We start from the raw sequence: 23,685 nt of genomic DNA, 5'->3' as shown, positions 1-23,685 counted from the left end.
GTCAGTCGTTGGGTCAGACCCGGCCGGGAGGCGCTCATCTACATCATCACTGTCAGTCGTGCAGGTCGCGAAGGACGCGGTAGAACGCGGCCTTGGCCTCGAAGCCGATTCCCGGGATTTCGGTGAGGCCGACCCGGCTGTTCTCGACGACGGCGCCGTCGGCGAAGCCGCCCGTCGGGTAGAACTCGCCTGGGTAGGATTCGTTGCCCCCGAGCTTGAGCGCGGCGGCGATGTGCAGCGAGAACTGGTGTCCGCCGTGCGGGACGCAGCGGCGCGAGGACCATCCGTGCCGCTTCAGCATGTCCTGGATGCGCAGGTACTCGACCAGCCCGTAGCTGAGCGCGGGGTCGATCTGGACGGTGTCGCGGTCGGGGCGCATGCCGGCGTACCGGATGAGGTTGCGGGCGTCCGGCAGTGAGAACAGGTTCTCGCCGGTGGCCATCGGGCCCGCGTAGTGCTCGGACAGCGTGGCGTGCAGGCCGAAGTCCAGCGGGTCGCCGGGCTCCTCGTACCAGAACAGGCCGTACGGTTCGATCGCCTCGCCGTACTCCAGGGCGGTCCGCAGGTCGAAGCGGCCGTTGACGTCGACGGCCAGACGCGAACCGTCGCCGCCCAGGACGGAGAGGGCGGCCTCGATGCGTTCGAGGTCCTCCTTGAGCGGCGCGCCCCCGATCTTCATCTTCACCACGTCGTAGCCCGCGTCGACGAAGCGTTTCATCTCCTCCTGCAGGTCCCGCAGGGTCTTGCCGGGGGCGTAGTAGCCGCCGGCGCCGTAGACGAAGACCGACGTGTCGGGGTCGCCGTCGCCGTAGCGGTCGGACAGGAACCGGTACAGCGGCTGCTCCGCGATCTTGGCGGCCAGGTCGAAGAGCGCCATGTCGACGACGCCCACCGCGACCGAGCGCTCCCCGTGCCCGCCCGGCTTCTCGTTGCGCATCATCACGTCCCAGGCCTTGGCCGGGTCGATGTTGGTGCCGTCATCGGTGAGCAGGGACGAGGGCGGGGCCGCCAGCAGCCGGGGAATGACGCGGCGCCGGAGGATCTCACCCGCGCTGTACCGTCCGTTGGAGTTGAAGCCGTAACCCACCACCGGCCTTCCGTCGCGGATCACGTCGCTGACCACGGCCACGATGGAACAGTCCATGGCGCTGAAGTCGATCCAGGCGTTGCGGATCGACGAGCTGATCGGAACGACGCCCTCGTGGATGGAAACGATCTTCAAGCCCTAACTCCTCACAACTTATAAGATATGGCGGGATGCTAGGCTGCTGTGTGGCTCGATGGCAAGACCGGGGTGCGATTCGAAGGCTGGTGGGGATGGGCGGGGCCAACGTCTTCCTGAGCAAGAGCGACGCCGCGTACGCCGAGATCCGCGAGCGGATCCTCTCCGGTGAGCTACCGCCGGGCTCGGTGCTCGCGCAGTACGACCTGGCCGAGTCGCTGCACATGAGCATCACCCCGCTGCGCGAGGCGCTCCGCCGGCTCAAGGGCGAGGGCCTGGTCGAGCTGGACGTGCACCGCGACGCGCGGGTGGCGCCGCTGCACGCCAAGGAGGCCCGTGAGCTGCTGGAGATCCGGCTGTCGCTCGATCCCACAGGTGCGGAGCTCGCGGCGAAGCGCCGCACGCGGGCGGATCTCGAGGCGATGCGCGGCGCCGTCGGCCGCCTCCTGCCGGTGACGCGCGAATGGGGAGAAGAGGCCCTGGTCGCACACCGGGAGTTCCACCGCGCCGTGTACGTCGCGTCGCACAACGAGCGGCTGATCGAGCTCCTCGACGGGATCTGGGACAAGTCCGACCGCTACCGGCGGATGGGCCTGCAGCTCCCGCCGGGCGAGGAGCCCCGGATGCGCGATCACCGGGAACACCACACGATGGTGGAGATGATCAGTGACGGCGACGCGGATGGCGTCGCCGCGCTGATGCGGGATCACATCCGTCTGAGCCTGACGGCGGCGGCGATCCAGGCGCTGGAGGAACCCCGGGAGAGCGCGAGGGCCTGACCGCCGTGGTCGGCGCGACGGCCGCTCGGAGGAGGGCGTTCGGGTGAGTACGCACAGGGACCAGGACCGGCCGCTCGCGGGGCTGCGCGTGGTCGAGTGCGCGACCTTCGTCGCGGGTCCGTCCGGCGGCATGGCGCTGGCGCAGCTGGGCGCGGACGTCATCCGCGTCGATCCGATCGGCGGCGGGCCCGACCACCGGCGCTGGCCGGTCGCCCCGGCGGGCGGGAGCCTGTACTGGAACGGCCTCAACAAGGGCAAGCGCTCGGTGACCGTCGACCTGTCCGCGCCCGAGGGCCGGGAGCTGGTCACCGCGTTGATCACCGCGCCCGGCCCGCAGGCCGGGATCCTCCTGGAGAACACCGGGCGCGCGTGGCTGTCCCACGAGACGCTCGCGAAGAGGCGTCCCGACCTGATCCAGCTGCGCATCCAGGGCCACGCGGACGGGCGGCCGGCGGTCGACTACACGGTCAACGCCGCGACCGGGGTACCCGGCGTGACCGGTCCGGAGACGACCGCGGCACCGGTCAACCACGTCCTGCCGGCCTGGGACCTGCTGACCGGCATGACGGCGACCACCGGGCTGCTGGCGGCCCTGCACCGGCGGCAGCGGACCGGACGCGGCGGCCTCATCGAGCTCGCGCTCGCCGACGTGGCGCTGGCGAGCGTCGCCAACCTGGGCTGGCTGGCCGAGGCCCAGACGACCGGCCGTGACCGTGCCAAGCAGGGCAACCACCTCTACGGCTCCTTCGGGGTCGACTTCCCGACCCGCGACCGGAGACGTGTCATGGTCGTGGCGCTGACCGCGTCGCAGTGGCGTTCCCTGTGCCGGGTCACCGGCACCGAGAAGGTGTTCGCGGCGATGGAGGAGGCGCTGCGGGCCGACTTCTCCCAGGACGCCGACCGATACCGCTGGCGCAAGATGATCGAGCCCATCCTGCGCCCCTGGTTCGAGGACCGGACGGCCGAAGAGGCCGGCCGCGAGCTCGGTGCCGCACGCGTACTGTGGGGCCCGTACCGGACCTTCACCGAAGTCCTCGAACGGGAGCGGGAGAACCCTCTGATCGCGGACGTGGAGCAGCCGGGGGCCGGAGCGGTCGCCTCGGCCGGCAGCCCGCTGCGCTGGTCCGGCACCGGCCCGGTTCCCCCGGTCGCCGCGCCACGCCTGGGCGCGCACACCCACGAGGTGCTCTCCGATGTGCTCGGTCTCACGCAGGCGGACCTCTCCCGCCTGTCGCGGGCGGGCGTGATCCGCGGAGCGTCCCCCGACCGTTGATCGCCGCGGAGCGAGGTAGGAGAACGCGATGGCACGACTCGCCCAGACCGCCGGGCTCACCGATCTCCAGCAGGAGATCCTGCACACCGTACGCGACTTCGTCGCCAAGGAGATCATCCCCAACGTCCGGGAACTGGAGCGCTCCGACACGTACCCCCAGGACATCGTCGACGGGATGCGGCGGCTCGGGCTGTTCGGCCTGATGATCCCGGAGGAGTACGGCGGGCTCGGCGAGTCGCTGCTGACGTACGCGCTCGTCGTCGAGGAGATCGCGCGGGGCTGGATGAGCGTCTCCGGCGTGATCAACACCCACTTCATCGTCGCCTACATGCTCGGGCGGTACGGCACGGACGAGCAGAAGCGGCACTACCTGCCGAAGATGGCGGAAGGGGCCGTTCGCGGGGCGTTCTCGATGTCCGAACCGGACCTCGGCTCCGACGTCGCGGCGATCAGGACGCATGCCCGGCGGGACGGTGACGAGTACGTCATCGACGGTACGAAGATGTGGCTGATCAACGGAGGCAGCGCGAACCTCATCGCCCTGCTGGCCCGTACGGACGAGGGCGCGCCGCGGTCGCACGACAACCTGACCGCCTTCCTGATCGAGAAGCCGGAGGGCTTCGGCGAGGTCCGGCCCGGCCTCACCATCCCGGGCAAGATCGAGAAGATGGGCTACAAGGGCGTCGACACCACGGAGGCCGTCTTCTCCGGCCTCCGCGTCGGGGCGGACGCGGTCCTCGGTGCCGAGCCCGGCGCCGGCTTCCGCCAGATGATGGACGGCATCGAGGTCGGCCGGGTGAACGTCGCGGCGCGCGCCTGCGGCATCGCCGTCCGGGCGTTCGAACTGGCCGTGGCGTACGCCCAGGAGCGCCGTGCGTTCGGGCGCGCCATCGCCGGCCATCAGGCGATCGCCTTCAAGCTCGCGGAGATGGCCACCAAGGTGGAGGCCGCTCACCTGATGATGGTGAACGCGGCACGGCTGAAGGATTCCGGGAAGCGCAACGACGTCGAGGCCGGAATGGCGAAGCTGCTCGCCTCCGAGTACTGCATGGAGGTCACGCAGGACGCCTTCCGGATCCACGGCGGCTACGGCTACTCGAAGGAGTACGAGATCGAGCGGCTGATGCGCGAGGCGCCGTTCCTGCTGATCGGCGAGGGCACCAGCGAGATCCAGAAGACGATCATCAGCCGCGGCCTGCTCCGCGAGTACGGGACCTGAACGCCGGCGTCGCCGGGCGGATCGGCCGGCGACGCGATCGGCTCACCCGCCCTCGTGCCCGAACGCGCCGGCCTTCCAGAGGGCGCGGACGTGGTCGATCACGGGAGGGCCGACGGCGCGCAGGGCCGTGAGGTCGTTGTCGGCGACCGCGTTGGTCACCATGGTGCTGGTCGCCGTGACGATCATCTGACACGTGAACCGGCCCGACTCGGCGGTGACGCCCATCAGGTTGGCGAGGAGCGTGGCGGTCGCGGCCTGCTGCCGGCTCCGCCGCCGGATGGCGGCGGGCCCGGCCGCGTACACCTCGATCAGGAACAGCCGGGTGTAGGGCAGCTCGGTGGCGAGCGCGTCGAGGTAGGCGGTGAACACCCGCTCGAACCGCTCCAGCGGATCGCTCGCCGCCTCGGGCGCGAGGACGCCGTGCTCGTCGGCGCCGACCGTCTCCATCAGCCGCCGCGTCAGTATGTCGGACGCGAAGTCGAAGGCGGTCATGAAGCAGTCGAGCTTGGAGTCGAACACCTGGTAGAAGGTCTGCCGCGACACCCCTGACCGGGCGAGCACGTCGGCGACCGAGGTGGCCACGTAGCCCTTCTCGGCCATCACCTCGGCCATGGCCGCGCACAGCCGTGCACGCTGGACGCGCTCCAGTTCGTCACGTGAGAGCGCGTGCCGCCCCCGGGGCAGCCGACGCGGCAACGACTCCGACACGGGTTTCACCCTAGTGCGCCATCGGCCCTGGAAGTGCCAGGGGTGCGGCGTCCGGGCGCGCCGGGTCCCCTGCCCCGTCTCGTGCGCACGCTGTCAACCGCCGTGCATGCCTGTGACGCCGGTGACAGTCGGTGATCGATTCGTGTCCGCAGAGTGAGATATATCGACTGACCTGGGAATATGTGGCGATCAGCGGGAAGTTGCCTGACTCAGGACACTCGGGGGAGGCCATGAGCGAACAGAACGAGGAAACCGGAAAACACAGCACCGTGGTCGCGGGGCCGACGAAGGAGGTTCCGTGACCGAGTACGCGGTGCAGCGCGCACGGGAGATGTTCCAGGCCCGGCAGGCGGGATCGAGCCGGCGCGCGGATTCTCGGCGGCTCGCCGCCCCCGAAGTGGAGGCCGAGCCGGACGGCGACCCCGGTGACCTCATCGGTGCTCTGCAGCTCATCCACTCGCGGCTGCGCCGGCTCGACGGCTGGCTCCGCGCCGAGCACCGGCTCAACCTCACCGAGATGCACGTTCTGTCGGTGATCCCGACGGTCCCTCCGGCGCGGCGGACGCGGGAAGACGCGGCGGCGCGGCTGGCCCGGGCCGTCGAGATCTCGCCCAGCGGGCTGACCCGCCTGGTCGACCGCCTGGTGACACGCGGCCTGGTGTCGCGCGTCGAGGACTCCTGGGACCGGCGCGTCACGCACCTCGTGCTCACCGAGCGGGGCCGTGCCGTGCGCGACGTCGTGCTTCCGCGGGCCGTCGAGCACATCCGGGACGGCTGCGGCGACGAGGGGATGCCGATCGAGCGGCTGCGGTGGGTGACCGCGGCGCCCGCGCGGGGCGGGGAAGCGCGGCGACGAGCCTGAGAGCCGGCGCCGCCGGTCGTCTCCGATCGTTGCGCGGTCAACAGATCCGAAGAATCCGGCGCCCGTCCTCCTTGAAACGGATATCGCGCTGGACGACACAGACCAATGAGGGTGGGCCCGACAATGGGGTACGGCCCGCCCGCCCGACGCCGCCCGGTGAGATACCGCACCGGACGCGGCGGCACGAATCGACCGGTCCCGGGCCAAAGGGGATGGCCTCGGGACCGGTCGAGCGTCCAGGGACGGTCGCGGCCCCCTAGTACGGCAGTCCGAGATTGTGATCTGGTCATCGGCGGGCCAGACGGGTTCGGTGGTGGAACCGGCGGGCGCGGGCTTGATGGCGTCGTCGCCACAGGTGCCAGCGCAGGTGGTGGTGGGGTGAGCCGTTTCTGAGTTCGCGATACAGATCAGCGATCTATTAGCCAACGTCGCCGTGCTCCTGCATCGATGGGTTGTCCCGGTTCGCCCGGTGGCAGGCGAGCCGGCGTTGCCGGGCGTTTGCGAGTCCGGCTTGTCGGGCCTTGCGGATCTGTTCGCCGTAGCCCTGGTGTTCGTCGTCGGGGCAGACGTAGCCGATGCCCTCATGCAACATGACGCCGTTGTAGTGCGCGCGCACGGCGGCGAACTCGGCGCGCAAGAGTCCGGGATCTCGGATCCTCAGCAGATGAGGGTATTCGGCCTTGACGTGCCCGAACAGCGTCTCGATCCACGCCTGGTCGGTCGGGATGCCCGGACGGCCGAAGTGCTGAGCGATCGCGCACATGGGCCCACGGGTGAAGGCGAGCTTGACCTGGGTGGAGGTCTCCTCCACCGAGACGACCTCGCAGATCCACTTGCGGGAGACCAGGTCCGTGATCGCGACCACGGCCATCCCGCACCTGCCGAAGTGCGTCGTGTCGAAGATCCAGATGCGGTTGGGCTTCCATTCGGCCCACTCGGGGAACGGCCGCCGCTGGGACCGGGCGGGCCGCTTGGGGCGGCGCAGCCGCAACCCGTGGGCGTTCAGGACCCGGCGGACCGAAGACGGTGACACCCACACCCGGCCCAGATACGAACCGCGGTGCGCGAGCTTGCGGTGGGACCGATCGGTATCGCCCCATTCTTCGAACAGGGCCAGGATCTGGGTGACCTCCTCCTCCAGCAGCCCGTGCACCGGATGCCCGCCCGGCTTGCCGTCGGCCAGCGCGCAGGCCCGGCGGCGTCTCATCCACCGGTCGGCTCGCACCCGGTTCAGCTCCAGCACAGCGCAGGCCCGCTCGACCGTACAGCCCTGGCCCAGGCCTGCTCGATCAGGTCCAGCTGCCCTTCCTTGGTGGCCGCATCGACCCGGGCCGGGACCCGGCCACTCAGCCCCAGCCGTCTTTTCCCTCCACGAGGGTCAGCTTGAGGGTCATCTGCTTGACCGCCTCGGCCAGCCGGGCGTTCTCGGCCGGGCCGCCTCCAACTCGTAGTCGCGCTCGCGGGCTTTCACACCCGGGCGCGACTCGCCAGTGCCGCCAAAGCGCCTTCCTTGGCCACGGTACGGATCCGCATGATGGTGGGCCGGTCGACCTGCCACTGCGCGGTCGCCTCGGCCATCGTGGCCTCCCGGCGGATCGGCTGCAGCCAGATCTCGTACTTCTCCGACGGCGACAAGAACCGCTTGGACCGCCGGCCCGCCTTGTCGAGTCCACGTATCGGATCGGACATGATCACACTCTCCTGACCAGCTCGCTGAGCTGCTCGAAGAGCCCGTCCGATGTTGTCTAATTCCAGGCCGGATCTGTATCACGAACTGAGATGCGAACCAGGGGGCTGGTGGGTGTCGTGCCGGCGGTGGTGGTCCTGCGGGCGTGGGCGGCGGTGATGGCGACCACGGCCAGGGCGGCCATGGTGAGAACGAGATGGCGTAGCAGCGCCGGGTAGGTCCTGACCTGGGAATGGTCTAGCCCGAACGCGTCTTTCGCGGTCTGGAAGTCCTCTTACACCGGCCACGTGCGCCCGGCGACGCCGATGAGGGTCCGCACCGTGACGGGGCGTCCTTCGGGCACGAAACACAGGTAGAACGCCACCTCGCGGACCCCCTTCTCTCGTCCCACGTCCGCCTGATCTCCGGCAGTATCGGCACAGGTGGCGAACGGTGACGCCACGACAACGAGGATGCCCATAGCGGACCAGAACGGCGGCCTTGAAGGCGAGCTCGGAGTTGCCGGTGGTCTCGCTGACAGCGATCGCGGTGGCGGGCGCGACGGTGATGAACACGCCGACGGTCTTGGGCTTCCCGTCCATCAAAAGAAAGCCCTTCGCCGCCGCTGGTCTGGGTGGGCGCCCCAGTTGGAGTGGGAGGGCTGGCGGGCCGCCTGCAGCGTCCAGGACAGCCCGCCAAGTCCTTACCGGTTGAGTCGTGCACTTCGTCGATGTGGCGTAGTAGTACCCAACCGGCGCCTGGGCCGAGTATCCAACCGAGCCCGAACATGAGCACGCCGGCGGAAAACGTGATCCGGCTACGGTAGCGCCGGTGCACTCCGGCCTTGGTGATGATCCGATTCCACAGGCCAGACGGGAGTTCCTTCGGTTGGACGCTACGGGACATGTCGCGGACCCTATGCATGCAGACCGGACCAGTGCCTCCGGAACGGGGATCCGACTGGCCGCCGTTGGCAACCGCTCTCGCGACCGTTTGATTCATGCTGTTCCCGAATTCGGCCGGTTCCGTATCCGGAATTGGACGACGGCGTTTTTTGGCCGGGTCGGATGCTTTATCTTCGTAGCGTCAATAAGACGCACCCGCCATCCTTACTAGAACACTATCCAGACATGATGCGAAATGACCGACTTCGCAGACAGCTTCTGCATTGCAATCACCGGTGAAGGTAATGACAATAGAAAGGGATATCCACTACCATCCCCATTCCGTGAAGGAGAACCATGCAGCGCCGCCTTGCCGCCGTGGTCCCCATCGGCGTCCTTGCACTGCTCGCCTCGGTAGCGACCGCCCCGGCCCATGCCGAGGAGCCCGCGCCGACAGTTGTCTGCGAGGACGCAAACAACGAGATCAACGTCAACTTCACCTCCGGTGCCGCCGACGTGAATTCCACCGTGTTCCATGGCTGCGCCTCACCCAACATCCCCTCCCTGGTCATCGGGGTGGTACAGCCCAGGCCCGGCACCGCCACCGGTACGCCGACCGACGTCAGCATCAACGTCCCGAAGTGGACGATCTTCTGGTACGACAAGAACAACAAGAAACTCACTGAGACCGTAAGCAACATGACCTTCACCTACATCGGGCCCCTGCCCCACGAGATGGCGGCCCTGGCGCTGGCCTCCCACCAGACGGTGATCAGTGCAGGCACAGCCACCCGCACCTGCCCCACCAGCAACGAATGCACCTACTACAACACGACCACCTACGCACGGGGCGAGTACTACTTCGGCTAGGTCTTGGAGGGCTTGGTAGCCGGACGCAGTACACCGTCAAGATAGACAACCCGGCCGATTACCAAGACTGCGGTCCGCTATACGGCTCGGACACCACCAAGCCAGGCGCGGGCGGCAACACCCAGATCGACTCCAACGGGAAGACGCCGACCGGCTCTCAGTGCCCGCCTTCGAGGTGGCCCCAGTCCGGGTGAAAACGACCGCAGCGTCGACTTCGCCTTCCATCGGCGGTCCATGCAACGCAGGACAGCCGTGCGGTGATCTTGATGTGTGACGATCAACGATCTTGGGGCGGCTGCTGCCGCCAGGGTAGAGGCTGTGGCGGCCGGTGGCCATCTCGATGATCTGATGGCCCGTATGGCCGGGTGTTACTGCAGATGGGAGCCCCGGGCTTCAGCGAAGAAGTACGTGCGCGCCTTGATGAGCGATCTGCCGCGTAAGAACTGCTGGACGATCACGGAACATGCCGGTGACGCCACGCCCGGCAGGATGCAGCATCTGCTGGAGGCTGCGAAGTGGGACACCATGGCCGCGATGGCCGCTATCCGGGGCTTCGTGTGCGACCACCTGGACGACGGTGACGCGGTCGCGATCTTGGATGAGTCCGGGCAGGAGAAGAAGGGCAACGCCACGGTCGGCGTCAAACGCCAATACGTCGGGTGCGCGGGCCGGGTCTCCAACGCCATTAACGTCGTGTACTGCAACTTCGCCGTCAAGACGGGGCATGCGCTGGTGGGTGCCCGCCCGTACCTGCCCCGCGAATGGGCCACCGACGCTGACCGCCGCGCCCGCGCCCGGGTGCCCGAGGAACTGGCGTTTGCGACCAAGCCGCAGCTGGGCCGCCAAATCCTGGCCGACCTGCATACCGAAGACCGCCTCCCGCCCTGGGTGACCGGAGACGAAGTGTATGGAGGCGACCCGAACCTGCGCGCCTGGCTGGAATCGACCGGCACCGGTTACGTCCTGGCCATCTTTGAATCGACCCGGGTCGCTTTCACCCGAGCCGGCACGGCCAGGGCCGATGACGCGCTGAAGATGCTGATCGCCGCCGATTGGGTCATCGAATCATGCGGGGCCGGCTCCAAGGGCGAACGCCGCTACGCCTGGGCGTGGATCGCCACCGCCGACCCGCACCGTCACCTGCTGATCCGCCGCAGCCTGGTCCCCAATGCCAAGGGAATCCGTGAGGTGGCGTTCTACCTGTGCTTCGCGCCCGAAGGCCACCGGGTCACGCCGCGGACCCTCACCCGCTCACGCCGACCACCGCCGATACCGCTCCACCAGCTGATCCCGCTCACCGTCGCCGAGGTGAAACGCCTGATCAACCTGTTCACTCGCAGCCGGCACAGCATCAGCCACCACATGCACTGGCACATCTGGCGACACCGACACCAAGCCCGCGCCCGCTGGTTCCACTACCGAGCACGCCTCAAACGCCAATGACAAGATCACGATCTCGGACTGCCGTACTAGGAGAGCCGGGGGATGACCGTCTCGGCCAGGCGTTCCATCTGCTCGGCCTGGTCGAACATCGGGGTGAACAAAATGAGCTCCGCGCCGGCGTCGGCGACCCGGCGCAGCTCGCGGACGCAGTCGTCCGGGGTGCCCGCGGCGGCGGCGCTCTCGATGTCCGCCGAACGGCGGCCGTACAGTCGCTCCAGTTCGGTGTTGATCCGGGCTCGTGCCCGGCCGGCGTCGTCGTCGACGGCGATGTAGACCCGCTTGGCGATGGCGAAGTCCTCCTGCGGCCGTCCCCCCTCGGCGAGCGCCTCGCGTACGGCCCGGACCTGGTCGGCGAACGCGGCCGTGGGGGAGGAGCCGGCGCCGAAGAACCCGTGGCCGTGCCGGACGGCGCGGCGGAGGAGGTTCCGGCCGGAGCCGCCGTACCAGACGGGCGGGAACGGCTTTTGGAACGGCCTCGGCTCCAGCGCCGCGTCCTCGAGCCGCCAGAACTCTCCGGCGAAGGTGACCCTCGGCTCGCTCCACAGCGCCCGCATCACCTCGAGCCCTTCGTGGAAGCGCGCGACGTAGCGGTCGGGATCGACCTCGAAGGCGGCGAACGGCCGCCGCTTGCCGCCGGTGCCGACGCCGACCTCGACCCGTCCCCGGCTCAGCTGGTCGAGCGTGCTCAGGCTCTGCGCCAGGTGCACCGGGTTGTGCAGCGTGGACACGAACACGGCGCAGCCGAGCCGCAGCCGCTCGGTGCAGGCGGCCGCGTAGGTCATCGTCTCGATCGGCCGGAGCACCGGATAGCGTCCCACCAGATGTTCCTGCGCCCACGCGCTCTCGAAGCCGAGCTCCTCGGCGCGCGTGAGATAGGTGCGGAACGCGACCGGATCGAACGCGCCGTCGGAGAAGAACTGCGGGATCGCGATGGCGAATCTCATGAGCCGCATCGTATCCACGGCACCTCCCGCGTGCCGGGGGACAGAAGCCGCGATGGGCGGCTGACCGGCGGTTTCACCCAGGAAACTGTCAGTACCGGCTGGGAGAATCGACCCATGGTCGCCACCGATCAGGCCGTCCTGGCCGACGTCCTCCTCCTGCTGGTGGAGCGCGAAGACCACCTCGTCCGCCGCATCGGCGAGGAGTGGATCTGCGTACGCCCGCGCCACCGGGGCGATCCCTGCAGCACCGAGTTCACCACGTGCCGTTAGGGCCTGCCGCGAAGTCGGGATCGGCCCTTTCGCCGCCGGTCTCCGCCAGGAACACGGTCGCCGGTACGGCGGGAGTTCACCCGGGAACGGCCCCGAGCGTCCGCCCGGCACCGGCGACACTGGTCGTCACCGGCAGATGCCGGTCGAGGCCGGTCATGGCGGCGATCCGGCGGACCGGGCCGGCGGGCGGCAGGGCCAGGCAGATCCGGATACGCCGGGCGTCCGCCTCCCGCTCGGCGCGCAGGATGGCGCCGACGCAGGCGCAGTCGCAGAACTCGGTGGCCGTCAGGTCGAGCACCAGGGGGCCGGTGCCGGCGCCGATCAGGTGCAGCAACTGGTCGCGGATCGCGGACGCGTTGGAGGCGTCGGCTTCGGCCGGGAACGTTCCCACCGTCACCCCGGCCACCGTCGTGACCGAGAGCGGAGAAAGGGTCATGGAGGGCATCGACGAGCCGCCTCAGGGTCGGGGACGAAGAGCCGCACTGCTCAAGCCGCCCGCCCGGGTGCCGCTCGCGCGGGCGGTGCTGCCCCAAGGCTCTAACGCCTGACACGCTCCGTCAAGTCGTCGCGCCCGCACGGCATCGATCGGCGGCGGCGGACGAGGAAACGACGCTGACAGGCGTGCTGACGGTTGCACGAACCCTGTTAGACGGGCGGCGGCTCGGTGTCCCGGTCGCGCAGGTAACGCGTGTGGTCGCGCATTCGTCGTTCCTCGGACGCGTAGATCTCTCCGGCCGTCCGCGACACCGAGGCGGCGATCAGGGACAGCTGGGTCGTCAGCTCCTTCGCGGCGTCGCCGCCGTGCCGCGCCCCGTACCAGCGCGGCAGGTCGAGGTAGGACTCCAGGGCCACCGCCAGCGCGATCGAGAGTATCCGCCGCATTCAGCGGTGATTCTCCGCGCGGCGGTCGACGGCCCGAAGACGCGCCGATGGCCGCCGGGTGACCGGGATGTGACGCCTACGGACCTTCCGCGGACGTCACGTCAGAGCGTGGCGAGGGGGGCCAGAATCCGGTCGGCGAAATCGGCGAAGGCGTCGGTCAGCTCGTCCGCCGGCACCTGCGGCGGGTAGACCAGGACGACCGAGACGCCCATCGCGCGCAGCTCCGCCGCGCGCTCGGCGGTCGCCGGGGAGGCCTCGGCGATCAGCTCGACGCCGTCCGGGTCGCGGCCCGCCGCCTCCGCGGCCCGTCGGCACTCGGCGAACAGCGGTGCCGGGTCGGCGACGGCCGGGAAGAACCCGTCGGCCAGCCGTCCCGCGCGGCGTGCCGCCGCGACACTGTGGCCGCCCATGATCAGCGGGATGCCGCCGGGCCGCGCCGGCCGGGGGCGGCAGCGCACGCCCTTCAGCCGGTGGTGACGACCGTCGAAGTCCTCGTCGTTCCACAGCGCGCGGAGCACCCCGACGTACTCCTCGAACCGGGCGGCCCGGTCGTCGAAGTCGACGCCCACGGCCTCGAACTCCTCGCGGAACCAGCCGAGGCCCACGCCGAGCGACAGTCGTCCGCCCGACAGGAAGTCGATGGTCGCGGTCTCCTTCGCGAGCACCACCGGGTTGCGCTGCGGCAGGATCAGCATCCCGGTGACCAGCCGGACCGTGGAGGTCAGCCCGGCGACGTAGCCCAGCCAGGCGAGCGGGTCGGGGTAGGGCCACTCGGCGGGTACGGGCATGCGCCCGTCGCCGGAGTAGGGGTAGGGCGTGTCGTAGGACTCGGGCAGCACGACGTGCTCCGGAACCCACAGCGAGTGCGCGCCGTACCGCTCGGCCAGGGTCGCGATCAGGCGTGCCGCCTCCGGGGAGTCGAACGGCGGCATGCTGGGGGACAGCAGACCGACCTTCATCGAACCTCGCTCCTTCCGCGCGCGCCGCTCACGGAGGGGGCCAGCAGGTCACCGAGCCGGTCGGCGACGGCCACGGTCGTCAGATGGGTGTTCGCCCGGGGGATGACGGGCATCAGCGACGCGTCGCCGACGTGGACGTTCTCCAGGCCGTGCACCCGCCCGCGCTCGTCCGCGACGGCCAGCGGGTCGTCCTCCGGGCCCATCGCGCAGGTCCCGACCGGATGCCAGTAGCCGTTCGCGTCCGCGAGCACCGACGCCTTCTCCCGGCGCTCGGCCGGCCACGGCGTCAGCCCGGCGAGACCGGCCAGGGACGCGCTGCGCGCCAGCTCGTGCGCCAGGTCGATGCCGTCGAGTACCACCTGCCGGTCGTGGCCCCCGGCGTCGGTGAAGAAGCCGTGCTCGATCACCGGCGCCTCCTCCGGGTCCAGCGACCCGGCCCGTACGGAGCCGCGCGCGTCCGGGGCCATCACGTTCACGTAGAACCCGGCCGTCAGCGGCCCGTTGTAGTAGCCCTGCGCGTCCTCGGCCGGCGCGGCCGACGGCACGATGTGGATGTCCCAGAACGCGTCGCGGGCTACGCTGGAGCACGCCTTGATCACCGTCTGGGCGAAGTAGGACTCGGCCGCGTCGGGGATCGCGGCGTGCAGGCTCTCCAGGGGGTCCAGTACCAGGCCGAGCGAGCTGTGGTCGACGAGGTTCTCCCCGACGCCCTCGCGTGGGTGCAGGACCGGCGCGCCGAGCCGGCGCAGCACCGCCTCGGGGCCGACCCCGCTGCGCATCAGCAGTGGCGGGTTGCCGTACGTCCCGCAGCACAGGATCACCGTGTCGGCGGTCAGCAGCCGCTCGCCGTCCTCGCCCGCCACGACCAGCCCGGTCGCCCGGTCGCCCGCGAACTCCAGCCGTACGGCGAGGGACCGGGCGACGACCTGGAGGTTCGGGCGGTCGCGCGCCGGGTCCAGGTAGGCGAACGCGGTGTGCCAGCGGGTGCCGCCCACGGCGTTCAGCGGCACCCAGCCCACGCCCTCGCGCTCGTGTTCGGCGTTGACGTCCTCCAGGTACGGCAGGCCGAGGGCGCGCGCCGCCTCGATCACCGCCTCGTGCCAGGCGGTGCGGTCGGCCGGTGCCACGGGCCGCACGCGCAGCCGGCTCATCGCCCGCCGCAGGTACGGTCGCAGCGCCGCGTGGTCCCACGAGCCGCCGGAGTACGCCGCCCAGGCGTCGTAGTCGGCGGGCGCGCCCAGCATGGCCCAGCATCCGTTGTGCGCCGAGGAACCGCCGATCACCCGGGCCCGGGCGCAGCAGGAAGGCCCCGGGTTCCAGTCGTGCCCGCGGGCCGCCGAGCGCGCGTCCAGGAGTTCGGCCGGCCAGCGCTCGACGTCGAACATCCCGTAGTCGGGCCCGGCCTCGACCAGCCCGACGCCGGTCCGCTCGTCCTCGCTGAGCCGGTTCGCGAGCACGCAGCCGGCGGCCCCGCCGCCGACGATGAGTACGTTGAAATGCGTCCGCCGCACAGGAAGTCCTCCCAGGGGGTCGGCGTCAGGCGGGTTCCAGCCCGGTCAGGCCGCTACGCGGTCCGGTCACCTCCTCACCGGCCGCAGCGATCGTCTCGGCGAGCCGTGCGCCGGTCCGGACGCGGGCGCCGGGCAGCACGACGGACCGCTCGATCCGCGCGCCGGGCTCGACCACGCAGCCGGGGAACAGCACGCTGGACCGTACGTCGGCCTCGCTCGGCACCGCGACGCCGTCGCCGAGCAGGCAGCGCGTGTCCGCGTCGAACCGCGGGGGATCGCCGGCCAGCGTCCGGGGCAGATCGGCCGGCGGCAGCGGACTCGGCCGGTCCAGCAGTCGCATCTGCTCCAGGTGGTAGCGCTCCACGGTGCCGATGTCGGCCCAGTAGCCGGAGACCGGGTACGCGAGCACGTGGCGGCCGTCGGCGATCATCGCGGGCAGCACGTCACGGCTGATGTCGTGCCGCCAGCCGTCCTCGCCGAGCGCCGCCAGAGCGCCGAGCACCTTCTCCAGCACATCGGCGCGGAACAGACAGAAGGCGGTGAAGACCAGGTCCGACGTCGGCTCGGCGGGCTTTTCCACCAGCCGCCGCACCCGCAGGTCCGCGTCCACCTCGACCATGCCGAACAGCCGCACGAACCGGCGTTCGATCCGTTGCACGCCGATCGTCACGTCCGCGCCCGCGTCGCGGTGCGCGGCCACCATCGGCCCGTAGTCGAAGGTGTAGACGTGGTCGGCGTGCTGCACCAGCACGTCGCGGACGCCCGGCGCGAACACGTACTCGGCGTTGGTGAGGAACGCGTCGGCGGTGCCGGACTCGGGCGGACGGGGCGGCAGCGGCACGCCGGGCGGCGGGCCGCCCGAACGCACCAGCGCGTCGTGCGGGCCGAAGTGGATCCGGACGCCCGCCCCGTCCCAGTGCGTGGCGAGGTGCTGGACGAGGTCGCGCTCGCGGTGCATCGACAGGAGCACCACCTCCGGGATCCCGGACCGCGCGGCGTTCGCCACGCTGAAGTCGACCAGGCGGCAGGACGCCGCGTAGGGCACGAGGGGTTTGCACATGTCGTCGGTCAGCCGGCCCATCCGCTCGCCGAGGCCGCCGGCGAGCAGTGCGGCACGGACGTCACGCATCATCGATCCCTTCCGCCGTGGTCACCAGGTGCGGCCCTGCGGCGCGCCCTGGGGCAGCAGGTCGCGCAGCAGCCGTACGGAGCCCGCCGCGCTCTGTTCGCGCGGCAGCAGGGCGTCCTCGTGCTCGACGTAGAGGACGCCGCGGAAGTCCTCGTCGAGCAGCGCCGACACGATCGCGGGCCACGGCATCTCGCCGGCGCCCAGGGCGCGGAACCGGATCGGCGGCCCGGGCCCGTACCGCGACCATCCGGCGCCGGGCGGCGGCTCGGGGCGGTTCCAGCGCTGCAGGTCCTTCGCGTGCGCGGCGCCGAGGCCGTCGCCCCAGCCGCGGACCGCGTCGACCGGGTCGTGCCCGGTGGCGGCCAGGTTGGCCGGGTCCACGCACAGCCGTACCGAGGCCGACGGCTCGGTCCCGGCCGCGGCGTCGAGGAGCTGCCGGGCGCTGGCCCGGTCGTAGACCACCTGCTTGGGGTGCGGCTCGACGAGCAGCGTCACGCCGTGCTCGGCGGCCAGCCGCAGGATCGGCCGCGCCTCCTCACACCAGGCGGCGATGTTGTCGGCCCAGCTCACCGTGCTGTGCCACCACGACAGCCAGCGTGCCACGTCCGGCACCCCGTACATCAGCCGGACGTGAGGGGCGCCGAGGTCGGCGGCGAGCCGTACGGTGTCCAGCGCCGACCGCAGCGCGTGCTCCCGTTTGACGGAGGCCGGGCCCGCGACGACCGGGTCGGTGTGCGGCCCGTGCGGTCCCAGCAGCAGCTGGCTGTCGCGGCTGTTGCTCACGCACTCCACTGCCGCGCCGGCGACCACCGCGCGCAGCCCGGCCCGGTATTCCCTCTCCCGCGCCCAGCGCGCCAGGTCGACCAGGCCCGTCGTGCTGTCGGTGGGCAGGTCGACCGCGTCCACGTCGCAGCGCGCGGCGTGCTCCAGCGCGGCGTCCAGCCGCGACCCGCCCCAGGCCGCGAGGCACAGGCCGACCCTCACCGGCCGGTCATCGGTGCTCCGCCGGCGCACGGGTCGCGTACGGCGCTCCGGCGGATCGAGATCGAGCAGTCGCACGGCGCGTCCCACCGCGCCCGCGGGCGTCACCGCCTCCCCGTCGCGGGCGAGGCTCCGCAACGCCGCGCGCACGGTCTCCACCGGCCGGTCCACCGGCACGACCTCGGCGGCGCCCAGCTCGGCGTGCAGCCGCCGGTCGAGCTCGGCCAGCAGGGGAGGGCAGCCGCGCAGGACGCCGCCTCCGGCGGCCACCGACCACGCGCCGGTGAGCCCGGCGCGGTCGCGGGCGGCGCGGACGCCCACGATGAGCTCGCCGACCGCCGCGGACACCAGCGTGGCGGCCACGGCGTCACCGTCGAGCCATGCCTCGCAGACCGCGGGCGCCAGGGCGGCGACCGCGGCCTTGGGGAACGCCTCGGCGGCCAGCGCGCGGGCGAGCTCCCCGGCTGACCGGCCTCCGGAGAGGCCGGTCAGCCGGGCGGCGATCGCGGTCGCGGGTCCGCGCCCGTCGGCGGCGCGGACGGCGGCGCGCAGCCCGTCCAGGCCGAGGGCGAAGGCGCTGCCCTCGTCGCTGCCCAGGTACTCGCACCCGCCGACCCGGCACAGCGCGTCCGCGCCGTCGGCGGCGGCGAATCCCGAACCGGTGCCGCACACCAGCACGACGCCGCGGCCGGAGAGCGGCGGCGCGACCAGCCACGGCACGCAGTCGTTGGAGACCAGCAGCCGCCCGCGCACCCCGGCCGCGCGGGCGAGGTCGCGCAGGCGGAGCGGCTCGTCCTCGGCACCGGTCAGGTCGACCGCGGCGGTGGCGATCCACCCCGTCCCGTGCCTCCCGTCCAGCGCCGCGGCGACGTCGCCGAACAGGTCGCGCAGGGTCCGCGCCGCCGGCCCGGCCCCGACCGAGGCCGGGTTGACCGGCCCGTACGTCCTGGCCTCCCCGCTCCCGGGCAGGATCGCCGTGGTCGTACTGCCGCCCGCGTCGACCGCCCACAGAGTTTCTTCGCTTCGTTCGGTCATGGGCGGCCCGCCGGGACGTGGTCGGCGGCGGTGCGCAGCAGGGCCTGCCGCACCTCGTCGTCGGTGACGTCTTCGGCGATGAGCGTGGTGCCCAGCTCGACCGGGAGGACGAAGCGCAGGCTGCCGTCCCGGATCTCGCGGATCTTGTCCAGCGCGCCGAGCACGTCCTCGATGGGCGGCACGGAGCGGAGCTGTTCGAGGCGCACCGGAAGGCCGAGGCGCCGGATCAGGTCGACGATCCGCTCGGCGAGCGCGGCGTCGAGCAGGCCGCGGGCGCGGGAGATGTCCAGCGCCACGACCATCCCGTACGCGACCGCCTCGCCGTGCAGGACGGGCCCGTAACCGGTGATCGTCTCTACCGCGTGGCCGACGGTGTGCCCGAAGTTCAGCGGGCGGCGCAGGTCCACCTCGTACGGGTCGCGGCCGACGAGTTCGGTCTTGATCGCACTGGCGGCCCGGACGAGCGGCCCGACCGCCGAAGAATGGCAGCGCACCAGTTCGCCGGCGTGCCGCTCGATGTATTCGAAGAGTTCCGGTGAGGCGATTATCGCCTTTTTCAGCGCTTCGGCAAGTCCCGCGCGGGCCTGCCGCGGATCGAGCGTCTCCAGGAACTCCAGGCAGGAAATGACGGCACGTGGCTGGTAGAAGGCACCGACGAGGTTCTTGGCGGCATTGTGGTCGACGGCCACCTTTCCGCCGATGCCGGCGTCGACCTGGGCGAGAAGGGTCGTGGGGACGTTGACGTACGGCACGCCGCGCATGAAGGCACTCGCGACCCAGCCGACGGTGTCCATGATCATTCCGCCGCCGAGGGCCACCACCACGTCCCGGCGCGCGAGGCCGAGCTGGGCCAGCCAGTCGATGAGGCGGTAGGCGGTGTCCAGGCTCTTGCTGCGCTCGCCGGCGTCGACGACCATGCTGCCCAGCAGGAGTCCACGCTGGTCGAGGGTCTCGGTGATCCGATAGGCGGGTAGTGAGGCGACGGTGCGCTCGGTGATCACCGCGGCGCGGCGGCCGTCGAGTTCGTCGATCAGGACGTCGGTCGCGGCCGACGCTTCGGGCACCACATGGATGCGGTAGGTGTCCCGTCGTTCGAGGCTGACCTCGATGGCCGACGAGATCGCGGACAGGGGGATCCGGTCACGAACGATATAGCTGTTCTCCGCCATCGGACTCCTTTTTTACCAAGATCCACCAATCGGGTCAGGGCGTGCCGCACCGGTGCGAGAGTAACCTTCTCGACCCAATGTTTATCAAACACGACTTTTGGCCAAAGATCGTGATGATGCACTTGAGCGAGAGCGCCGTTCCCGGCGCCGAACCAGTGACGCCGCCGGTACGAGGCGGGCCGACCGACGGACACCGATCACCTCGACCGACGAATCAATCCGGAAACCGGCCGTTCATCCCCGAAGGTGCGTACCGCGAGGCCGGACCGTGCTGACGATGGTCGTCGGCAGCGGCTACCTCGGCGGCCGCATCGGTGCCCGCATGCGCGCGCTCGGCGGCCGGGCGGTGCTGTGCTCCCGGCGCCCGCCGGCCGCCCGGTCCGCGGACGGCACGCCCTGGGGCGAGCTCGACGTACGGGACGGCCGCGCGTGCGCCGAGGTGGTGCGGCGCCTCGCGCCGGACGCCCTGGTCGTCGTGCACGGCCCCTCCGACATCACCTGGTGTGAGCGCCACGCCGACCAGGCCATGGCCGCGCACGGCGCCGGCGCCGCCAACCTCGCGGCCGCGGCCGGGGGACGGCCCGTCCTGCTGATCTCGACCGACAACGTCTTTCCCGGCACCCGCCCCAGCTACGGCGAGTCCGACCCGGTGGCGCCCGCCAACGCGTACGGGCGGGCCAAGCTGGCCGGCGAACGGACCCTGCTCGACACCGGCAACGCCCTGGTGCTGCGGGTCAGCCTGGTCTACGGCTGGGACCCCGACGGGCACCGGCCCAACTACTTCACCACCTGTGTGCGCGGCCTGCGGGACGGCCGTCCCGTCGTCGCGCCCGCCGACCACTGGAACACCCCGGTCCTGGTCGACGACGTCGCCGCCTGGACCGCCGCACTGCTGCACGCCGGGCGCACGGGCGTGCTCCACCTGGGCGGGCCCGAACGCCTGTCCCGGTACGAGTGGGCCGGCCGGATCGCCAAGGGACTCGGCCTGGACGACCGCCCGATCCGCCCGGCCGGCAAGGCCGGTACGCCGTACGCCTGCCGGCCGGACAACGCCTGCCTGCACAGCGAGCGGGCGGCGGACCTGCCGGAGCTCGCCGGGCTGCGGCCGGTCGACGTCGACGAGGGCACCCGCCGGCTGGCGTCCGCGGCCCTCGCCGGAGCGAAACCCGAACCACGAACTGCGGAGGATCGCCTGTGACGAAACGCGTCTTCCTCGCCAGCAAGCGCGCGGTGGTGAGCTACGCGCCCGATCCGGAGACGGGGCAGCTGCGCGCGTGGCTGGCCCCGGGCGGCACGGGGAACGTCGTCGCCGAGCAGGCCGGTTACCTGGACGTCGCGTGGATCGTCAGCGCGGACAGCGACGACGACCACCGGGCCGCCCTGGAGAACCCCGACGGCATGCGCATCGAGCTGCCCTCCGGACGCGGGGTGCGTCTCCACCTGCTGCGCCACGACCGCGAGACCTTCCGCGTCGTGCAGAACTTCCTCACCGCCGAGCTGATGTGGGCGGGCAACAACTACGGCTGGGACCGGTGGACGCAGCCCTCGTTCGGCGCCGAGACGCGGGCGGCCTGGGAGCGGTTCGCGGAGTTCACCGAGGACTTCGCCGGCGAGATGCTGCGGCGCTCCGAAGGCGAGCCGGACCCGGTGTTCCTCGTCCACGACTACCAGCTCGTCTGCGTCCCCGCGCGGCTGCGGGAGCGGCGGCCGGGCGCGCCGATCCTGCTGTTCGTGCACATCCCGTGGCCCGCGGCCGACTACTGGCGGATCCTGCCGCGCGCCATGCGCACCGGCGTGCTGGAGGGCATGCTCGCCGCCGACACGATCGGCTTCTTCGCGCGCCGCTGGAGCGCGAACTTCCTCGCCTGCGTCGCGGACCTGCTCCCGGACGCCGAGGTCGACACCGAGGCCGGCACCGTACGGCGCGGCGGGCACCTGACCCGGGTCCGCACCCAGCCGCTCGGCTACAGCCCCGAGACGCTCCACCGCCGCGACGCGCGGCTGCCCGACGGCATCGCCGAGTGGGCCGGCGACCGCCCGCTCGTCGTGCACTCCGGACGCACCGACCCGATCAAGAACGGGGAGCGCGCGGTGCGCGCCTTCCTCCTCGCCGTCCGGCGGGACGAGCGGCTGCGCGACGCGCGGATGCTGGTGCGGATGAACCCGAACCGGCTGTACGTCGAGGCCAACGCCGAGTACCAGCGCCGTGTGGAGAAGACCGTCGCCGAGGCCAACGCCGAGCTGGGACCCGACACCGTGCGCACGCACTGCGACAACGACGTCGGCCACACCTTCGGCTGCTTCGAGCGCGCCGACCTGCTGGTGTTCAACTCCACCGTCGACGGCCAGAACCTCAGCGTCTTCGAGGCGCCGCTGGTCAACGAGCGCGACGCCGACGTGGTGCTGTCGGAGCTGGCCGGCGCGGCCGAGATCCTCGGCCCGGTGTGCCGCACGGTCAACCCCTACGACCTGGTCGAGCAGGCCGACGCGATCGCCGCCGGCCTGCTCGCCCCGCCGGCCGAACGCGCGGAGGCGGCGCGGCGCCGCCGCGAGACCGCGCGGCCGTGGACGCTCGAGTCGTGGGTCACCGCGCAGCTCGCCAGCCTGGACGTGCGCTGATGGAGGCGGCCGACGCGCGGGTCTTCGCCTACTACGAGCTCGGCGACGCGGAACTGGTGCACGGCGAGGGGGTCCGCGTGTGGGACTCCGAGGGCCGGGAGTACCTCGACTGCGTGTCCGGCACCTTCAACCTCGTGCTCGGGCACAACCACCCGGCCGTGCTCGCGGCGGTGCGCGGCCAGCTCGACGACCTGGTGTTCGCCAGTTCCTCCTTCCGGACCACGCCGACCGACCGGGTGATGGAACTGCTCGTGGAGCTGAGCCCGCCGTCGCTCACCCGGGTCAACCTGCGCAGCACCGGTGGTTCGACGGCCAACGAGGGCGCCATCAAGATCGCCCAGTGGCTCACCGGGAAGCGCGACGTCATCGTGCCCTTCCGCGGGCACGTCGGCCAGAGCATCGCCGCCACCAGCTACAACGGCACCTCCCGCATGCGGGAGCCGTTCCCGTACCACCTGCCGGGCGCCGTGCACGTGCCCGAGCCGTACTGCTTCCGCTGCTTCTACCGGCAGACGCCGGACACCTGTGGGATGTGGTGCGTCGACCGGATCGAGGACTTCATCACCTACGCCAGCTCCGGCAGCGTGGCGGCGATGATCATCGAGCCGATCAGCGGCGTGGGCGGTAACGTCGTGCCGCCGCCGGGCTACCTCGCGCGGCTCAGGGAGTTCTGCGACGAGCGCGGGATCATCCTGATCTTCGACGAGAACCAGACCGGCCTCGGTCGGACCGGCAGCCTCTTCGCCGCCGACCACTTCGGCGTCGCCCCGCACATCATGACGCTGTCGAAGGGCCTGACCGGCAGCGGTTTCCCGCTGGCCGCCATCCTCACCGAGGAACGCCTGGTCGGCATGCCGCGCTCGATGCACGGCTTCACCTACGGCAGCCACACCCTGTCCGCCGCGGCGGCCGTCGCGACGCTGAACGAGGTGCGGCGCCCGGAGTTCCTCGCCGGCGTGCGGACCAGCGGGGCCGCCCTCGTGGACCGGCTGCGCGGGCTCCAGGACGACTTCCCGTGCGTCGGCGACGTCCGCGGCGTCGGCCTCATGCTGGGCGTCGAACTGGTCGAGCCCGACGGTTCACGCTCGAACCGGCTGGCCACCGCGCTGAACAAGGCGCTCACGGACCTGCGGGTCATCACCCGGGTGTCCGAGCACGGCCTGGGCAACGTCATCGAGCTGCGGCCGCCGCTGGTGCTGTCGGTCGAGGACGCGAACCTGGTCGCGGACCGGTTCGGTGAGGCGCTGGAGACGCTTTGAC

At 71.3% G+C, this 23,685-nt stretch carries 22 protein-coding genes; 10 read left to right on the top strand and 12 right to left on the bottom strand.

Going from position 1 to position 23,685, the window contains the following annotated elements:
- Window positions 1-52: 52 nt before the first annotated feature.
- A complete protein-coding gene (locus tag ABEA10_RS00315) occupies window positions 53-1,222 on the bottom strand; it encodes a mandelate racemase/muconate lactonizing enzyme family protein (RefSeq protein WP_345455656.1) in 1,170 nt (389 codons plus the stop codon).
- A 95-nt stretch (window positions 1,223-1,317) separates the two neighbouring features.
- Here ABEA10_RS00315 and ABEA10_RS00310 point away from each other — a divergent pair, with 95 nt between their 5' ends.
- From ABEA10_RS00310 to ABEA10_RS00300, 3 genes are read left to right on the top strand one after another with little or no spacing between them, the layout of a single operon-like run.
- Window positions 1,318-2,001 (top strand): GntR family transcriptional regulator, encoded by a 684-nt coding sequence (locus ABEA10_RS00310; RefSeq protein WP_345455654.1) that lies wholly within the window; start codon window positions 1,318-1,320, stop codon window positions 1,999-2,001.
- Window positions 2,002-2,044: 43 nt separating this feature from the next.
- On the top strand, window positions 2,045-3,274 hold the full coding sequence (locus tag ABEA10_RS00305; protein WP_345455652.1) for a CoA transferase: 1,230 nt from the start codon (window positions 2,045-2,047) through the stop codon (window positions 3,272-3,274).
- 28 nt (window positions 3,275-3,302) lie between these two features.
- Entirely contained in the window at window positions 3,303-4,493 is a 1,191-nt protein-coding gene (locus ABEA10_RS00300; protein ID WP_345455650.1) for an acyl-CoA dehydrogenase family protein, read from the top strand.
- Between the two features lie 42 nt (window positions 4,494-4,535).
- On the opposite strand, the gene ABEA10_RS00295 is transcribed toward ABEA10_RS00300, so the two are convergent.
- Window positions 4,536-5,201: a TetR/AcrR family transcriptional regulator gene (locus tag ABEA10_RS00295; RefSeq protein WP_345455648.1), complete on the bottom strand. Its 666-nt coding sequence runs from the start codon at window positions 5,199-5,201 to the stop codon at window positions 4,536-4,538.
- A gap of 298 nt (window positions 5,202-5,499) precedes the next feature.
- On the opposite strand from ABEA10_RS00295, the gene ABEA10_RS00290 reads away from it, so the two are divergent.
- Window positions 5,500-6,063, top strand: coding sequence for a MarR family winged helix-turn-helix transcriptional regulator (locus ABEA10_RS00290; RefSeq protein ID WP_345455646.1), 564 nt, complete (start codon window positions 5,500-5,502; stop codon window positions 6,061-6,063).
- Window positions 6,064-6,481: 418 nt separating this feature from the next.
- On the opposite strand, the gene ABEA10_RS00285 is transcribed toward ABEA10_RS00290, so the two are convergent.
- Together ABEA10_RS00285 and ABEA10_RS00280 are read right to left on the bottom strand one after the other, a co-directional pair.
- Window positions 6,482-7,270 carry an integrase core domain-containing protein gene (locus ABEA10_RS00285; protein ID WP_345455644.1) on the bottom strand — a complete coding sequence of 263 codons (789 nt, stop codon included), beginning with the start codon at window positions 7,268-7,270 and terminating at the stop codon, window positions 6,482-6,484.
- Window positions 7,271-7,530: 260 nt separating this feature from the next.
- A complete protein-coding gene (locus ABEA10_RS00280) occupies window positions 7,531-7,752 on the bottom strand; it encodes a hypothetical protein (RefSeq protein ID WP_345455642.1) in 222 nt (73 codons plus the stop codon).
- A 1,218-nt stretch (window positions 7,753-8,970) separates the two neighbouring features.
- On the opposite strand from ABEA10_RS00280, the gene ABEA10_RS00275 reads away from it, so the two are divergent.
- Together ABEA10_RS00275 and ABEA10_RS00270 are read left to right on the top strand one after the other, a co-directional pair.
- On the top strand, window positions 8,971-9,483 hold the full coding sequence (locus ABEA10_RS00275) for a hypothetical protein (RefSeq protein WP_345455639.1): 513 nt from the start codon (window positions 8,971-8,973) through the stop codon (window positions 9,481-9,483).
- A gap of 270 nt (window positions 9,484-9,753) precedes the next feature.
- Complete coding sequence (locus ABEA10_RS00270; protein ID WP_345455637.1) at window positions 9,754-10,926, top strand: IS701 family transposase; 1,173 nt, start codon at window positions 9,754-9,756, stop codon at window positions 10,924-10,926.
- Window positions 10,927-10,952: 26 nt separating this feature from the next.
- On the opposite strand, the gene ABEA10_RS00265 is transcribed toward ABEA10_RS00270, so the two are convergent.
- Complete coding sequence (locus ABEA10_RS00265; RefSeq protein WP_345455634.1) at window positions 10,953-11,870, bottom strand: LLM class flavin-dependent oxidoreductase; 918 nt, start codon at window positions 11,868-11,870, stop codon at window positions 10,953-10,955.
- A 114-nt stretch (window positions 11,871-11,984) separates the two neighbouring features.
- Between ABEA10_RS00265 and ABEA10_RS00260 the strand changes: the two genes are divergently transcribed.
- The gene (locus ABEA10_RS00260; protein WP_345455631.1) at window positions 11,985-12,140 is read left to right on the top strand and encodes a hypothetical protein; all 156 of its coding nucleotides are present in this window, start codon (window positions 11,985-11,987) and stop codon (window positions 12,138-12,140) included.
- A gap of 76 nt (window positions 12,141-12,216) precedes the next feature.
- Here ABEA10_RS00260 and ABEA10_RS00255 read toward each other — a convergent pair whose 3' ends face one another.
- From ABEA10_RS00255 to aroB, 7 genes are all read right to left on the bottom strand, one after another.
- Window positions 12,217-12,576 (bottom strand): STAS domain-containing protein, encoded by a 360-nt coding sequence (locus ABEA10_RS00255; protein ID WP_345455629.1) that lies wholly within the window; start codon window positions 12,574-12,576, stop codon window positions 12,217-12,219.
- A 209-nt stretch (window positions 12,577-12,785) separates the two neighbouring features.
- Window positions 12,786-13,022, bottom strand: coding sequence for a hypothetical protein (locus ABEA10_RS00250; protein ID WP_345455627.1), 237 nt, complete (start codon window positions 13,020-13,022; stop codon window positions 12,786-12,788).
- A 101-nt stretch (window positions 13,023-13,123) separates the two neighbouring features.
- Window positions 13,124-13,981 (bottom strand): TIGR03619 family F420-dependent LLM class oxidoreductase, encoded by an 858-nt coding sequence (locus ABEA10_RS00245; protein ID WP_345455625.1) that lies wholly within the window; start codon window positions 13,979-13,981, stop codon window positions 13,124-13,126.
- Window positions 13,978-15,492 carry a GMC family oxidoreductase gene (locus ABEA10_RS00240; RefSeq protein ID WP_345455622.1) on the bottom strand — a complete coding sequence of 505 codons (1,515 nt, stop codon included), beginning with the start codon at window positions 15,490-15,492 and terminating at the stop codon, window positions 13,978-13,980. Before ABEA10_RS00240 ends, ABEA10_RS00245 begins: the two co-directional genes overlap by 4 nt.
- A 25-nt stretch (window positions 15,493-15,517) precedes the next feature.
- The gene (locus ABEA10_RS00235; protein WP_345455619.1) at window positions 15,518-16,621 is read right to left on the bottom strand and encodes a sugar phosphate nucleotidyltransferase; all 1,104 of its coding nucleotides are present in this window, start codon (window positions 16,619-16,621) and stop codon (window positions 15,518-15,520) included.
- Window positions 16,622-16,642: 21 nt separating this feature from the next.
- Window positions 16,643-18,637 (bottom strand): TIM barrel protein, encoded by a 1,995-nt coding sequence (locus ABEA10_RS00230; protein ID WP_345455616.1) that lies wholly within the window; start codon window positions 18,635-18,637, stop codon window positions 16,643-16,645.
- On the bottom strand, window positions 18,634-19,806 hold the full coding sequence (gene aroB / locus ABEA10_RS00225) for a 3-dehydroquinate synthase (RefSeq protein WP_345455613.1): 1,173 nt from the start codon (window positions 19,804-19,806) through the stop codon (window positions 18,634-18,636). The genes ABEA10_RS00230 and aroB overlap by 4 nt, the downstream gene beginning before the upstream one ends.
- Window positions 19,807-20,083: 277 nt before the next feature.
- On the opposite strand from aroB, the gene ABEA10_RS00220 reads away from it, so the two are divergent.
- The 3 genes from ABEA10_RS00220 to ABEA10_RS00210 are packed head-to-tail and all read left to right on the top strand — an operon-like array spanning window position 20,084 to window position 23,684.
- Window positions 20,084-21,004: an SDR family oxidoreductase gene (locus tag ABEA10_RS00220; RefSeq protein ID WP_345455610.1), complete on the top strand. Its 921-nt coding sequence runs from the start codon at window positions 20,084-20,086 to the stop codon at window positions 21,002-21,004.
- Window positions 21,001-22,425 carry a trehalose-6-phosphate synthase gene (locus ABEA10_RS00215; RefSeq protein ID WP_345455607.1) on the top strand — a complete coding sequence of 475 codons (1,425 nt, stop codon included), beginning with the start codon at window positions 21,001-21,003 and terminating at the stop codon, window positions 22,423-22,425. The genes ABEA10_RS00220 and ABEA10_RS00215 overlap by 4 nt, the downstream gene beginning before the upstream one ends.
- Window positions 22,425-23,684 carry an aspartate aminotransferase family protein gene (locus ABEA10_RS00210; RefSeq protein WP_329236294.1) on the top strand — a complete coding sequence of 420 codons (1,260 nt, stop codon included), beginning with the start codon at window positions 22,425-22,427 and terminating at the stop codon, window positions 23,682-23,684. Before ABEA10_RS00215 ends, ABEA10_RS00210 begins: the two co-directional genes overlap by 1 nt.
- Window position 23,685: the final 1 nt, after the last annotated feature.

This window comes from Actinoallomurus oryzae (assembly GCF_039541955.1).
Lineage (GTDB): Bacteria > Actinomycetota > Actinomycetes > Streptosporangiales > Streptosporangiaceae > Actinoallomurus > Actinoallomurus oryzae.
This window is presented reverse-complemented; position numbering and strand designations above follow the sequence as displayed.